Below are 14,178 nucleotides of genomic sequence, written 5' to 3'. Positions count from 1 at the left end.
GAGAAGCACGTGACCCCCACGGCCACGATCGTCATCCCCTGCCGCCACGAGGAGGACAACGTCGGTCCCTTGATCGAGCGGTTGTCCGCGGTACTGACCGGCGTCGAGCTGCTGTTCGTCGACGACAGCGACAACGAGCACACCGTCGACGCGATCGCCGTCGCCGCGGCCCGCCTCGAACGTGACGACCTGCGCGTCCGCGTGTTCCACCGCAGCGGCGGCCAGCGCACCGGCGGCCTCGCCGGCGCCGTCGTCGACGGGTTCCGGCGCGCCCGCGCCGCGAAGGTCCTCGTCATGGACGCCGACCTGCAGCACCCGCCGGAGCTCGCCCCGGCGATGCTCGCCGCGCTCGACCAGCACGACCTGGTCATGGCCAGCCGGTACCGGGAAGGCGGCAGCAGCGGCGGGCTCGACGGGCCGTTGCGCCGCATCGTGTCGACCGGCTCCACGATCCTCGCCCGGGTCGCGTTCCCGGTCGCGCTGCGCGGCGTCACCGACCCGATGACCGGCTACTTCGGGGTCCGGCTCGACACGGTCGACCCCGACCGGCTGCGCTCCCGCGGGTTCAAGATCCTGCTGGAGATCCTCGCCCGGTACCCGCGGCTGCGCCGCACCGAGCTGCCCCTGGACTTCGGTCAGCGGCTCGCCGGCGCCAGCAAGGGCGACCTGCGCCAGGGCCTGCTGTACCTGCGGCAGCTGCCGTGGCTGCGCCTCGCGACCTGGCTCGGCGCCCCGGCGGTGCGGTGGGCCGCGCTACTGGGCACCCTCGCCGCGGTCACCGCCGCGCTCACCGTGTCGCCGCTGTCCGGCGCCGCCGTCCTCGCCCTGCTCGTCACCGCGGTCGCCCTGTACAACACCGTCGTCGGCGCCCTGGAGGTCCGCTGGCGGCTGTACGGCTGGCGCACCCCCGAGGCCGTCGAACAGATGCGCTGGCCCGCGGCCGTGCCCGACGAGATCCGGGAACGCTTCAGCATCATCGTGCCGGCCCTCAACGAGGAGTTCGTCATCGCCGGCACCCTGCGGCACCTGCTGCAGCAGGACCACGACGACTACGAGATCCTCGTGTCGCTGTGCGACGGCGACGACGCCACCATCGCCGAGGTCCAGCGGGTCCAGGCGAACTACGACCCGCACGGCCGGGTCCGCACCGTCGTGCGCGCCTATGCCAAGTCCAACAAGCCGCGGCAGCTCAACGCCGCGCTCGAGGTCGCGACCGGCACCGTCATCGGGGTCGTGGACGCCGAGGACGACGTCGCGCCGCAGCTGCTGACCCGGGTCAACACCCTGTTCGGCCGCACCGACGCCGACGTCGTGCAGGGCGGCGTGCAGCTGATGACGCTCGGCAGCCGCGTCCGCGACTGGTTCAAGGTCCACAACGTGATGGAGTACTTCTTCTGGTTCACCAGCCGCATGTTCTACCAGGTGCGGACCGGGTTCGTGCCGCTGGGCGGCAACACCGTGTTCATCCGCCGGCAGCTGCTGGAGCAGGCCGGCGGCTGGCCCGACAACCTGACCGAGGACTGCGCGCTCGGGGTGCTGCTGTGCACCCGGTACGGCGCCCGCGTCGTCGCCGCGTACGAACCGGAGCTCGCCACCCGCGAGGAGGTGCCGCAGACCATCGGCAGCCGCCGCTCCGGATCGCTGTTCTGGCAGCGGGTCCGCTGGAACCAGGGCTTCCTCAGCATCCTGCTCGAGGGCCGCTGGGCGACGCTGCCCACGCTGCGCCAGCGGGTCCTCGCCGGCTACATCCTCGCCACCCCGTTCCTGCAGGCGTTCTCCGCCCTGCTGCTGCCGCTGTCGATCGCCACGATCTTCTGGCTGAAGGTGCCCGTGTTCGTCGCGATGCTGATGTACGCGCCGTTCGTGCCGATCCTCATCACCCTCGCCACCCAGGTCGTCGGGTTGCGCGAGTTCGCCAGGGCGTACCGGCAGAAGGTCCTGTGGCGGCACTACGCGTTCCTGCTCGCCGGCGCCCCGGTCTACCAGTGGGTGCTCATGGGCGCCGCGTTCTGGGCCGTGTGGCAGCACGTCGACGGCAATACCACCTGGCACAAGACCGCCCACGGCGGCCACCACCGTCCGCTCGCCCTGGAGGGTACGCCCGCATGACCGCGGTACTGGAGATCGAACGCAGCCCGGTCCGCGCACCCGTCGCCGACCCGCCGAAACCCTCCCGCTGGGCCGTGCACCGCAAGAGCCTGGCGGTGCTCACCCCGCTGCTGCTGCTCGCCGGGCTCGTCAACGGCTGGAACCTGCACGGCTGGCCCGGCCGGATCAACGACGACGAGGGCACCTACGTCAACCAGGCCTGGGCGATGCTCGACCACGGCGGCCTGTCCCACTACACCTACTGGTACGACCACCCGTTCCTCGGCTGGGCGATCATCGCCGGCTACGCAGGCCTCACCGACGGCTTCGACCGGGCACCCAGCGCCGTCATGGTCGGCCGGGAGGTCATGCTCATCGCGGCGCTGGTCAGCTGCGCCCTGCTGTTCCTGCTCGCCCGGCGGCTGCGGCTCAACCGGGCCTGGTCCGGCGTCGCGGTGTTCCTCTTCGCCGTCAGCCCGCTCGCGGTGTTCTTCCACCGCATGGTGTTCCTGGACAACCTCGCCACCATGTTCATCCTCGCCGCCCTCGCCGCGGCCGCCTCACCGCGGCGCAGCGTCGGCGCCGCGCTGTGGAGCGCGATCTGGTTCGCCTCCGCCGCGCTGTGCAAGGAGACCATCGTCATCCTGCTGCCGGCGCTGGTCTGGCTCCTCGTCCAGCACACCGACCGGCGCACCAGGGTCTGGAACCTCGGCGTGTTCTTCGTCGCGTTCGGCGTGCTCGTCGCCTCGTACCCGGTCTTCGCGCTGCTGAAGAACGAGCTGCTGCCCGGCGAGGGGCACGTCAGCCTGGGCTGGGCGCTGTGGTGGCAGGTGTTCGGCCGCTCCGGCAGCGGCAGCCTCCTCGACCCGTCGTCCGGTACGTTCAGCCTCGCCCGCTCCTGGACCGACCTCGACCCGTGGCTGCTGCTGGGCGGCGCCGCGCTCATCCCGGCGGCCCTGGCCGTGCGCCACCTGCGCCCCATCGGGCTGGCGCTGCTCATCCAGGTCGCCATGATGTGCCGCGGCGGGTACCTGCCGTTCGCCTACGTCATCGCCCTGCTGCCCTTCGCCGCGCTGCTCATCGCCGGCAGCGGCGACTGGCTGTGGGCGCGGCTGTCCTCCAGGGTGCGCCTGCCGTCGCTCGCGGTCGCGTCCGTACTGGCGGCGCTGCTCGTCCTGCCCGGCTGGGTCACCACCCTGCGCGACCAGGCGACCGTCGACGGCAGCGCGAACTCCCGCGCGGCGACCCGCTGGGTCATCGACAACATCGGCCGCGACGCGGTCGTCGTCACCGACGACTACATCTGGATGGACCTGAAGCTGGCCGGGTTCACCAACCCCGTCTGGCTGTGGAAGGTCGACACGGACCCGGCGGTCATGCGCGACGTCCTGCCGGCGGGCGCGGCCAGCATCGACTACATCGTCATGGCCGACCAGGCGGTCAGCACCCTCGCCGACCTGCCCACCCTGCGCCAGGGCGTGGTCTCCTCCACCGAGGTGGCCCGCTTCGGCGAGATCATCGTCCGGAGGGTGCACGCGTGAAGGCGTTGCTGCGGCCGGCCGGCTTCCGTGGGGTCATGCGGCTGGCGGGGTTCGGCGCCGTCGGCGCCTCCGGCGTCCTGCCCAACCTCGCCGTCATGTGGCTGCTCGTCGACCACTGGCACCTGCACTACCTGCCGGCCGCCGTCGCCGCGACCGAGGTCGCCATCTGCTGGAACTTCGTCCTGGTCGACCTGGTCGTGTTCCGCAGCCGCCGCGGCCGGCACTGGGCGGGCCGGTTCACCAGGTTCGTCATGCTCAACAACCTCGACCTCGCGGTCCGGCTGCCGCTGCTGGCCGTGCTGGTCTCGTGGGCGGGTGTCGACGAACTGGTGGCGAACCTGGTGACCCTGGTCCTGGCGTTCGGCCTGCGGTTCGGCATCACCGACCGGTTCATCTACCGCCCGGAGGCTCCTGTTCCGTCGGTCTGACGCCGCTCGCCGTGCCGCGGCCCCCGGATGCGGATCCGCCGGGGGCTGCGGCATGCTGTTGCCGTGGTCTTCGAACTGGGCACGGACGGGCCGAAGGTCATCGTCGTCGGCGTCGACGGCTCAGACACGTCCCTGCGGGCCGGCGCCTACGCCGCGGGCCTCGCCCGCCGCCAGGGTGCCCGCCTCGTCGTGGTCTACGTCGCCGGCGCCCCCACCGCCAGCCTCTTCGTCGCGGGCGCTGCCGCCGCCGTCGAACAGGCCATCACCGAAGCCACCGAGGACATGCGCCGCCAGGTCGAAGCGGGCGCCGTCCACGCCGGCATCCGCGCCGAGTTCGTCGCCACCCGTGGCGACCCGTATTCTGAGATCATCCGCGTGGCGACCCAGCTGCGCGCCGACGCGGTCGTCGTGGGCGCCTCGTCCCGCCTCGGCCACCGGTTCGTCGGCTCGCTGGCCGTCCGCCTCGTGAAGGCCGGCAAATGGCCCGTCACCGTGGTCCCCTGATCCCGAGCCAAGTTTGACCTGCTCCGCAAGCGCGTCTGATCTTGCCGGATCAGTGAACGCACCACGGGTAAACGCGCAGGGGGATGACCGCCGGCGTGCGGCGCCGAGCCGATTCCCCTGCAACTGGACGCGTCTGAGGGCGAAGTGCTTGACGGACGGGACCACCATGACGGCGTGAAGGTTTCGTGGGATGTGAAGTCCTGTGATCTCCCGCTGCCGTCCCGCTCGATCCTCGACGGTTCCGCGCACGCCGCCCCGGTCGCGCTGAACGTCCTCGGCTTCGCCGGCCTGCGGATCGTGCGCGTCCGGGTGCCGCTCACCGCCGAGCAGACCCGCCGCCTGCGCCCTGTGCACCTGTTCGTCGTGGGCGCCGTCGCGCTGAGGGTGGCGATGCTGGTGCTGGTCCTGGCCTGCATAGCCCTCGGTGTCACAGGTCGGGCCGGCGTCCTGCACGAGTTCCTGCCCGTGGTCTTCGCCCTGGCGGCGACCAACGCCGTCTACCAGGTGGCCCTGATGCTCGCGAGCCCGCGGGTGTACCCGCGGGTCCCGTTCGACCTGTTCGCCAAGCACGGCTGGTCGGGCCGGATCGAGATGCGCGACGTCGACCCGGACACCGCTGAGGAGTGGCGCCGGCTGAGCGCGGGCGCGGTGCAGGTCCATGAGTAGCGGTCAGAGTGGACCGTGTACCGGTCACCCTCACCTCGAATGCGTCCTCGGCCCGCGGAAACACCTCCGATGACCACAGGTACCACCCGCAGAGCCCTGCTGTCCGAGGGTGCCGCAGCCCGTTGATCGGCAGGTCCGTCCAAGAGAACCCCCTCGCAACGGCGAGCGCATCCTCGATGCCGACCGGGTCGACATCACACGCGAACCGCTGTTGTGCTTCCGGCTCGCCGAGCCGTTCCACGGTGTCACCCACCTACATCGAGAGCGGCAAGATTCCGCTGGTCCCGGAACTCGGACCTCGCGGACGAAACCAGCCGCAGGGAACGGTCAGGCCGCCCGGCGCGAGGACGGCGGCCGTCCTCGGCGCCGGGGGGATCGGTCACGCGCACCGCCGGGGACGAACGGCCACGCCGGGCCGCCGCCGGGGCGGCGGCCGCGACGGGTCAGGCGCTGCGCAGGGTCAGCTCGGTGATCTCGCTCGGGGCGAAGATGCGGAACGGCGGGCCCCAGAAGCCGGTGCCGCGGCTGGTGTACAGCTGGGTGCGCTCGCCGTGGCGGGTCAGGCCCTGCACGACGGGCTGGTCGAGGCGGACCAGGTAGTGGAACGGCCACATCTGGCCGCCGTGGGTGTGGCCGGACAGTTGCAGGTCGATGCCGTGCTCGACGGCGTCGGTGATCTGCTTCGGCTGGTGGGCCAGCAGCAGGACCGGCAGGTCGGGGTCGGCGCCGGCGAGGGCGGTGGCGTGGTCGGCGCGGTGGCCCTGCAGGCCGGTGCCGGCGGCGGTGCGGTCGTCGACGCCGGCCACGACGAGGCGGTCGCCGCCGCGTTCGACGACGAGGTGGCGGTTGTGCAGGGCGTCCCAGCCGAGCTCGCCCATGCGCTGCAGCCAGCCCTCGGCCTCGCCGTAGTACTCGTGGTTGCCGGTCACGTACACCCTGGCGTAGCGGGCCCGCACGTCGCCGAGCGGGGCGGCCTGGTCGGTGCGCTGGGCGACGGTGCCGTCGGCGATGTCGCCGGTGTGGGCGACGATGTCGGCGTCGAGGCGGTTGACGACGTCGGTGACGCCCTTCGACCAGCGGACCCGGTCGATCGGGCCGTAGTGGGTGTCGGTGAGCAGCACGACCTTCAGCCCGTCCAGGCCGGGGCCGAGGCGGGGGATCGCGACCTCGACGCGGCGGACGCGGGGCACGCGCATCGCCTCGACGTACCCCCACAGCAGCAGGCCCACGGCGACGACGCCGGTGAAGCCGGCGACGACCCTGGAGCGCAGCGGGTCGTCGACACCGCCGGCGAGCAGGGCGAGGCGCAGCACGTCGCCGGCGACCGCCCACACGAACAGCTGCCACACGACGCCGAGGGTCGTGTCGGCGACGCGGGACGCCCAGTCGAGGTGCCGGCGGCCGTGGCCGAGCATCATCAGCACCGGGAACCCGACGAGACCCACCGCGAACAGTGCGGTGCCGGCGACACGCACCGGGACGGGCCATGCGTTGCCCGACTGCACCAGCGACCACCACGGGACGCCGAACAGCAGGGTCAGGACGGTGACCAGCGTCAACCCGAACAGCAAGGGGCGCAGCAGCGACCGGCGCCGCGCGACAGGGACCGCTTCAGTGGTAGCCACGCTTCAGCATGGCACGCAGTGCCATCGACCGACCAAGACGATCCTGTGACACCTCTCAGCCCCGCCGGAAGCCGCAGCCGAAGACCGCGCTCAGTGGTACTTGCGCGCTGAATTGTCCCGGTTCGCCGCGCCAGGGGTGTCCTCCCAGTGGCGGCGCAGCAGGTGGAGCTCGTGGCGGCGCTGCTCGGTGACGTCGCGCATGGTGATGACCATGCCCCGCACGAGGCGGTCGTCGCGCAGGTCGCGGAAGCTCACCTCGACGAGGACCCGGGTGCCGTCGGGGCGGCGCAGGCTCCACGTGTCGCGGGTGCCGTCGCGGCCGCCGGTGAGGGCCACGCCGAGGGTCGCGTCGACCTGGTCGCGGTCGGCGGGGGAGACGATCTCGCGCAGCGTCGCGAAGGGCGTCGGCCAGATCCCGAGCAGGTCGGTGACCGACGGGCTGGTGTACCGGATGCGCTCGTCGTCGTCGAGGACGAGCACGACGTCGTTGGTGTGCTCGGCGACGGCCCGCAGGTAGTTGTCGCTGTCGCGGCGGCTGGCGGCCTCGGTGAGCGCGATGCGGGCCAGCGCGAGCGCGGCCTGCCCGGCCAGGACCGTGACCGCGTCCTGGACGGTGCGCAGGTCGCGGCGTTCGGCGGCGAGGTAGAGCACCGCCGCGTCCAGGGGGCAGACCAGGGCGTACCCGAACTCGCCGAGGCGTTCCCGCCACAGCGGCGGCACCTGGTGCACGGGCACGATCCGCGGCGTGGACAGCTCGTTGAGCGGCAGCAGGTCGGTGAGGCTGGAGTCGACCACGATGACGTGCGGGGTGTCGGCGGGCAGCAGCTCCCGCACGGCGGTGCGCACGGCGACGGCGACCGTCCGGGCGTCGGTGACGCTGACCAGGACGGTGCCGGCGTGGCGCAGGGTCCGCTCGCGGCGCAGCGCCTCGGCGTGCCGCCCGACGGCGTCGCTGAGCCGGGTGACCAGCAGCGCGAGGCTGATGCCGAACGCGACGGCGATCACCGGGCCGTCGTGGACGGGGCCGGTCATCGCCTGGGCGAGCAGCACGACGGGCGCGACCGCGACCGCGGTGAACAGCGGCACCATGCCCAGCCCGCGCACCGGCGCGTCGCCGGGCTGGGGCGCCGCCGGGTCGGTCAGCGCCGCCATCGACGGCAGCAGCGCCGCCGCGCCCCACGCCCCGTACAGCAGGAGGTAGCCGAGGTCGGCGGGGCCGCCGGGGGTGAGCCCGCCGCGCGCCTCGGCGGCGCCGTAGGCCACGTCGGCGACGAGCATCCCGGCGGCGCCGGCCGCCAGCAGCACCGCGGACGGGTTGCGGGGCGCCGCCCGGACCAGCCGGACGGTGACCACGAGGACGATCACGTCACCGAGGGTGTAGGCGGCCTGGACCGACCACCCGGTCGCGCTCACCGCGCCGTCGAGGCGCGGGCCGACGATGAACACCCACGCGGCGAGCAGCGCGGCGCCGCCGACGGCGAGCAGGTCCAGCAGGCCGGTGCGGCCGTCCAGGGTGGACGAGGCGCGGGTCAGGCCGATGAGCGCCGCCGCCACGCACGGGAACATCGCCAGGTAGCACACGTCGGCCAGGGCCGGCGGGTCGGTGCCGGCGTCGGTCAGCCCGTACAGGACGTCGCCGGCCGTCATCGCCACGATCGCGGCGGCCAGGGCCCACCACGGTGCGGGGCGCCGCGGCCGGACCCGCCGGATGCCCAGGCCGATCGCGGCGGCGGCGCACAGGCCGATCCCGGCCCAGGCCACGGCGTCGAGGCGGGGCGCGGCGAACACGACGGCACCGAGCGCCGCGATCAGCGCCCCGTACACCGCGGTGCTCAGGATCTGCCGTCTGCCCATCGACATCCTTACGGTATGTAACAACCTCTATATCACATCGTGGCGGACACGCACATCACATCGTGGCGGACCGGCCCAGATCCCGGTGGTCGGCGAGCAGCAGCGGGACGAGCCAGTCGTGGCGCTGCCGGGCCTCGTCGCCGACGATGCCGCGGCTGGGCATCTCGGCGAGCATCAGGATCGCCAGCTGCAGCCGGTACAGCATCAGCCGGCGGCGCTGCGTGCCGGTGAACCCGTGCGGGCCGGGCCGGCCGTGGTAGCCGCGCAGCACCGGGTGGTCCGGCAGCTCCTCCATGCGCCGGCCGATGGCGGGGGAGACGAAGTCGTAGAGCGGGTCGCCCCAGAAGTACCGCTCGCCGTCGACGAGGCCGGTGAGGCGGCCGCCCTCGCACAGCACGTTGCCGTCCCACAGGTCGAAGTGCACCAGCGCCGGGCGCTCCACCTCGTCGAGGGCGTCGGCGTGCCGGTCGATCGTGGCGAGCACCTCGCCGGCGGGGACCGGCAGCGGCACGCCCCAGTCGTCGGCGTCGGCGAGCAGGTCGGCGGTCATCGCGGTGAACGCGGCCCGCCAGGTCGGCCCCGACGCCCGGCCGTCGCCGCTGTACCCGAAGTGCCCGCACTGCCCGGCGGTCGCCGTGTGCAGGTGCCGCAGCGCCACGCCGAGCTGCTCGCGGACCGCGGCGGCGGCGTCCTCGTGGCCGGGACCGGTCAGCTCGGTCAGCGGCCGGCCGGGCAGCAGCCCGACGACCACCACGTCGTCGTCGGCGTGCAGCACCGGCGGGACCGGCACCAGGGGCGTCGCGGCGGCGACCGTGCGGTAGTAGCGCGCCTCGGCCGCGATGACGCCGCGTTCGTACCGCAGCAGCGGCACCCCGGCCGGCGGCCCCACCTTCACCACGACGTCGCGGCCGTCGTCCAGGGTCGCCCGCCAGACCGCGGCGAACGTGCCCCCGCTCAGCGGTCCACAGTGGACGGCGGTGAGCCCGGACCGCTCGCGCAGCAGGGCGGTCAGGCCGGCGGCGGTGAACGTGCGTTGCGTGGGGCTGGCGGCGTTCGGCACACCGACACTCTAGGTGAGCCCGGCGGGTGCCGCGGCGCGGTCGATTCACATAGGCGTTGATCGTTCAGTCTGTTAAATCTTGTATTGACAGACATCAGACCTGGTGTAGACGACCTTGCAGGCCATAGCGTGCACGAAACGCCTGACTCAATGGGGAGGCCACGTGAGGAAAAGGCTCGCGAGTTTCGCTGTCGCCGGATTGGTCGGGGCGGCTCTGGTGGCGTTGCCACAGAGCCCCGCCGCGGCGGCACCGTCCAAGGAGCTCAGCGACGGCATCAAACGCCAGCTCGCCGCCGGCATCCAGGTCGTACCGAAGCAGCAGTCGACGCTGAAGGCGCCGCAGCACGCCGTCAACCCGTACACCGCGCTGCTGCGGGACCAGAGCAAGGTCGACAAGTACTACTGGTCCGAGGTGGCCAAGACCCAGGCGGCCGCCCGGGCCGACCTGAAGAAGCACTCGCTGACGGCGGCGGCGACCTCGCCGCTGCTGCACGACGAGGCCGAGCCGCGCGGCACGTTCGGCTCCAACGACAGCCACGCCACCGCCGAGCTGGTCAAGGGCTTCGGCACCGGCAAGAAGCTCAACAACCGGGCGCGCGTGCTGGGGCAGCTGTCCCCGGAGACGGTGAGCACCTCGACGGTCGCCGCGCCCGCGGAGGACAACGGCGCCATCCCGATCGCCTCCGACGTGCTGCTCGGCGCCGGCCGCAAGGGCGTCGCCACCAGCGGCGAGATCGGTGACGGGCCGCACGGCAGCGCCGGCGACGACACCGGCGACTTCGACTTCATCAAGATCACCGCGAGCGCGGGCCAGCAGCTGATCGCCGGCACCGACACGCCGAGCGGGCCGCTGGACACCGTCATCGGCCTGTACGACGCGACCGGCGTCCTCGTCGGCACCGACGACGACGGCGGGCCGGGCCTGGACAGCCTGCTCGACTTCACGTTCACCACGTCCGGCACCTACTACCTGCTGATCTCCGGGTTCGGCACCGGCACCGTGTTCCCCGCCGACCCGTTCGACTCCGGCAGCGGCCTCGGCTCCGGCAGCGAGGGCCCGTACCTGCTCAACGCCACCCTGTCCTTCCCCGACCGCGACTTCTACGCCGTGGACCTGCTCGCCGGGGACGTCCTCGGCGCGTCGGTGACCGGCGTCGGCACCCGGCTCACCGTCCGCGACCCGTCCGGGCGGGTCGTGTTCGGCTCCGAGCAGGACGCGAGCTTCATCTACGCGCCGTCCTCGCCGCTGCCCGGCGGCGGCAACGCGGTCGTGTCGCAGGTCGCCGCGACCAGCGGCCGGTTCACCGTCGAGGTGGGCGGCGCCGCGGGCCTGTACGACATCACCGTCGAGGCGTACCGTCCCGGCCCCGAGGCGCAGGACAACGGCACCGTGCAGACCCTGTACCTCGACTTCGACGGCGCCCGGATCAACACCGCGATCTTCGGCGGCCCCGGGGTGCGCACCCTGTCGCCGCTCGCCGGGTTCCTCGGCAAGTGGGGCCTGACCGCCGCCGACGAGAACAAGGTGATCAACGAGGTCATCGCCGGGGTCAAGGAGAACCTCCTCAACGACCTGAAGGAGCGCGGCACCAACCCGCGCGTCGGGCTGCGGATCCTCAACAGCCGCGACCACGCCGACCCGTTCGGCCAGCCGAACGTGCACCGCATCGTCGTCGGCGGCACGATCGCCGAGTCGGGCATCGACACGATCGGCATCGCCCAGTTCATCGACCCGGGCAACTACGCCACCGAGGACAGCGCGATCGTCCTGCTCGACGTGCTCAGCGACCCGAGCGGCGCGGCGTCGCTCAACACGTACATCACCCCGGCCAGCGACAAGATCAAGTTTGTCGGCCGGGCGCTGGCCAACGTCATCTCCCACGAGGGCGGCCACCTGTACGGCAACTTCCACACCGACCCGCTCAACGACACCCCGAACCTCATGGACGCCGGCGGTGCCTTCCCCGGCCTCTTCGGGGTCGGGCCGGACAACGTCGGTGGCACCGCCGACGACGTCGACTACGACTTCGGCGACGACGAGTTCTTCCCCGACGAGGGCCTCGCCGGCATCGAGGACACCCTGAACACCACCGCGTGGGGCCTCACCAAGGGCAAGGCCAAGTGACCCGTTAGCTCGCTCACCCGCGGGAAGATCCGCGTCCACGGTGGGGTTTCCCCCGTCGTGGACGCGGACTCCGGTGTGGGCATCGTGGTGATCGGCGCCGGGCAGGCGGGCCTGTCGGCCGCCTACCACCTGCGCCGGCTCGGCCTCGACTTCGTGGTCCTCGACGCCGACGACGCCCCCGGCGGCGCCTGGCGGCACCGGGCGCCGTCGCTGGGCGTGACGGACCTGCACCGCATCTTCGACCTGCCCGGGATGCCGTTCGAGCCGCCCGCGTCAGGCCGCGCCGCGACGGTCGTGCCGTCCTATTTCGCACGGTACGAGCAGCGCTTCGCCCTGCCGGTCCGCCGGCCCGTGCGGGTCCACGCCGTGCGCCGCGGGCATCCCGGGTTCGTCCTCGACACCGACGACGGGGTCTGGCGGGCGCGGGCGGTCATCAACGCGACCGGCACCTGGACCAGGCCCTACATCCCGGTGTACCCGGGCGCCGCGGACTTCGCCGGACGGCAGCTGCACTACGCCGCGTACCGCGGCCCGGACGACTTCGCCGGGCTGCGCGTCATCGTCGTCGGCGGCGGCAACTCGGCCGTGCACGTGCTGTCGGAGCTGGCCGGCGTCGCCGCGTCGACCCGCTGGGTGACCCGCCGCCCGCCGGTCTTCCATGACGGCGAGTTCACCGAGGACCACGGCCGCGCCGTCATCGCCCGGGTCACCGAACGCGTCACCGCCGGCCTGCCCCCGCGCAGCGTCGTCAGCGTCACCGGCCTCGGCTACACCAGCCTCGTCCGCGCGGCGCTCGCCAAGGGCGCCCTGGACCGCCGCCCCATGTTCGACCGGCTCGTCCCGGCCGGCGCCGTGTGGGACGGCACCGTCGAACCCGCCGACGCGATCATCTGGGCCACCGGCTTCCGGGCCGCGCTCACCCACCTCGCGCCGCTGCGCCTGCGCGAGCCGGGCGGCGGCATCCGCCTCGACGGCACCGCCACCGTGCGCGAGCCCCTCGTCCACCTGATCGGGTACGGCCCGTCCGCCAGCACCGTCGGCGCCAACCGCGCCGGCCGCGCCGCGGCGCTGGCACTGTCCCGCGCCCTCACCGCCGGCACCACCGGTGACGTGACCGCGGGCGCCGCCCAGCCCGCCGCCGTGCCCCGCTGACCGGCCACCGGCCCGGCGGTGTCGGCCCGTGCGTGGACACCCGTCCGCGCGCGGACCCGTCGGCGCGCCGGCGCGGCCGGCGGGCTCACGTGCCGGGCGGTGGGGCGATCGACGCCCGGGCGCGCAGCGGCATGTCGACCAGGTGCGCGCCCGCCGGCCGGTCCGGGTCCAGCAGCAGCTCGACCGCGCGGCGGCCCAGCTCGACGTGCGGCAACGCCAGCGACGTCAGCTGCGGCCGCAGCCACGACGCCAGGCCCGAGTCGTCGAACGCGACCACGGACAGGTCCCGCGGGACGCGCAGCCCCGCCTCCGCCGCGGCCTGGTAGGCACCCATCGCGAGGCGGTCGTTGAGGCAGATCAGCGCCGTGGCGCGGCCGCCGGCGGCGAGGAACCGGTGCACCGCCTCGTACGCGGGCTCCGGCCACCACGCCGACTCGATCGTGCCGGCGACGCGGGTGCCGGCGGCGGCCAGGGTCTCCTCGACGCCGGTGCGGCGGTGCCGGGCGGCGTACCCGTGCGGCGCGGACTCCCCGACGACGTGGATGCCGTCGCGGTGGCCGGCGGCCAGCAGCGCCGCCGCGGCGGCCCGGCCCGCGGCCAGCTCGTCCGGCACGACGCTGGTCGCGCCGGCCTCGTCGGTCACGCAGTTGACCAGCACCACCGGGTGGCCGCGCAGCGCGGCCGGGACCTGGATCCGCCGGGTGTGCGCGGCGGCATAGAGAAACCCGTCGACGCCGCGGTCGAGCATGTCCCGGATCAGGCGCTGCTGCGTGGCCGGGTCGCCCTCGGTCTCACCGATGAACAGCAGGTGCTGGCGGGTCAGCGCGGCCGCGGTGCCGCCGCGGATGATCTCACCGGCGAAGGCGTCGCCGGCGGTCGTGTCCGACACCAGGCCGATCGTCTGGGTGACCCGGGTCCGCAGGCCGCGCGCGGTCAGGTTGGGCCGGTAGTCCAACTCGCGGGCGGCGCGCAGCACCCGCTGCTGGGCGTCGGCGGAGATGCGCATGTCCCGGCGGCCGGTCAGCACGAACGAGGCGGTCGTGCGGGACACACCGGCGCGGTGCGCGACGTCGAGCAGGGTCACCCGGCCGGTCGCCATGCTGATCAGTTTGACGTATCGGCCGGTGCCGCCGGA

11 protein-coding genes and 1 pseudogene are annotated in these 14,178 nt (G+C 73.4%); 7 read left to right on the top strand and 5 right to left on the bottom strand.

Annotation, left to right across the window (positions count from 1 at the left end; genetic code table 11):
- Positions 1-9 precede the first annotated feature (9 nt).
- From OP18_RS55005 to OP18_RS12170, 5 genes are all read left to right on the top strand, one after another.
- Complete coding sequence (locus tag OP18_RS55005; RefSeq protein WP_156089458.1) at positions 10-2,109, top strand: glycosyltransferase family 2 protein; 2,100 nt, start codon at positions 10-12, stop codon at positions 2,107-2,109.
- Entirely contained in the window at positions 2,106-3,629 is a 1,524-nt protein-coding gene (locus OP18_RS12185) for a glycosyltransferase family 39 protein (RefSeq protein ID WP_052386581.1), read from the top strand. Before OP18_RS55005 ends, OP18_RS12185 begins: the two co-directional genes overlap by 4 nt.
- Positions 3,626-4,057: a GtrA family protein gene (locus tag OP18_RS12180; protein WP_052386580.1), complete on the top strand. Its 432-nt coding sequence runs from the start codon at positions 3,626-3,628 to the stop codon at positions 4,055-4,057. The genes OP18_RS12185 and OP18_RS12180 overlap by 4 nt, the downstream gene beginning before the upstream one ends.
- Positions 4,058-4,120: 63 nt before the next feature.
- Positions 4,121-4,561, top strand: a complete 441-nt coding sequence (locus tag OP18_RS12175; RefSeq protein WP_245635350.1) for a universal stress protein — start codon at positions 4,121-4,123, stop codon at positions 4,559-4,561.
- Between the two features lie 174 nt (positions 4,562-4,735).
- The gene (locus tag OP18_RS12170) at positions 4,736-5,227 is read left to right on the top strand and encodes a hypothetical protein (protein WP_156089457.1); all 492 of its coding nucleotides are present in this window, start codon (positions 4,736-4,738) and stop codon (positions 5,225-5,227) included.
- 46 nt (positions 5,228-5,273) lie between these two features.
- On the opposite strand, the pseudogene OP18_RS62520 reads toward OP18_RS12170, so the two are convergent.
- The 4 genes and pseudogenes from OP18_RS62520 to OP18_RS12155 all read right to left on the bottom strand — a co-directional run.
- Positions 5,274-5,468: pseudogene (locus OP18_RS62520) on the bottom strand (immunity protein Imm33 domain-containing protein); the annotation flags it as partial.
- A 202-nt stretch (positions 5,469-5,670) separates the two neighbouring features.
- On the bottom strand, positions 5,671-6,852 hold the full coding sequence (locus OP18_RS12165; protein ID WP_033358872.1) for a metallophosphoesterase: 1,182 nt from the start codon (positions 6,850-6,852) through the stop codon (positions 5,671-5,673).
- Positions 6,853-6,942: 90 nt separating this feature from the next.
- On the bottom strand, positions 6,943-8,706 hold the full coding sequence (locus OP18_RS12160) for a PAS domain S-box protein (RefSeq protein ID WP_052386578.1): 1,764 nt from the start codon (positions 8,704-8,706) through the stop codon (positions 6,943-6,945).
- A gap of 55 nt (positions 8,707-8,761) precedes the next feature.
- Positions 8,762-9,766 (bottom strand): phosphotransferase family protein, encoded by a 1,005-nt coding sequence (locus OP18_RS12155; protein ID WP_033358871.1) that lies wholly within the window; start codon positions 9,764-9,766, stop codon positions 8,762-8,764.
- Positions 9,767-9,983: 217 nt separating this feature from the next.
- On the opposite strand from OP18_RS12155, the gene OP18_RS12150 reads away from it, so the two are divergent.
- Together OP18_RS12150 and OP18_RS12145 are read left to right on the top strand one after the other, a co-directional pair.
- Positions 9,984-11,891 (top strand): PPC domain-containing protein, encoded by a 1,908-nt coding sequence (locus tag OP18_RS12150; protein ID WP_033358870.1) that lies wholly within the window; start codon positions 9,984-9,986, stop codon positions 11,889-11,891.
- A gap of 57 nt (positions 11,892-11,948) precedes the next feature.
- Positions 11,949-13,043: an FAD-dependent oxidoreductase gene (locus OP18_RS12145; RefSeq protein WP_033358869.1), complete on the top strand. Its 1,095-nt coding sequence runs from the start codon at positions 11,949-11,951 to the stop codon at positions 13,041-13,043.
- A gap of 85 nt (positions 13,044-13,128) precedes the next feature.
- Here OP18_RS12145 and OP18_RS12140 read toward each other — a convergent pair whose 3' ends face one another.
- Entirely contained in the window at positions 13,129-14,142 is a 1,014-nt protein-coding gene (locus OP18_RS12140; protein WP_033358868.1) for a LacI family DNA-binding transcriptional regulator, read from the bottom strand.
- Positions 14,143-14,178 lie beyond the last annotated feature (36 nt).

Origin of the sequence: Dactylosporangium aurantiacum (assembly GCF_000716715.1) — a bacterium.
Taxonomy (GTDB): Bacteria; Actinomycetota; Actinomycetes; order Mycobacteriales; family Micromonosporaceae; genus Dactylosporangium; species Dactylosporangium aurantiacum.
Note: the sequence above shows the minus strand (reverse complement) of the source record. Positions and strands in the feature narration are given on the sequence as shown.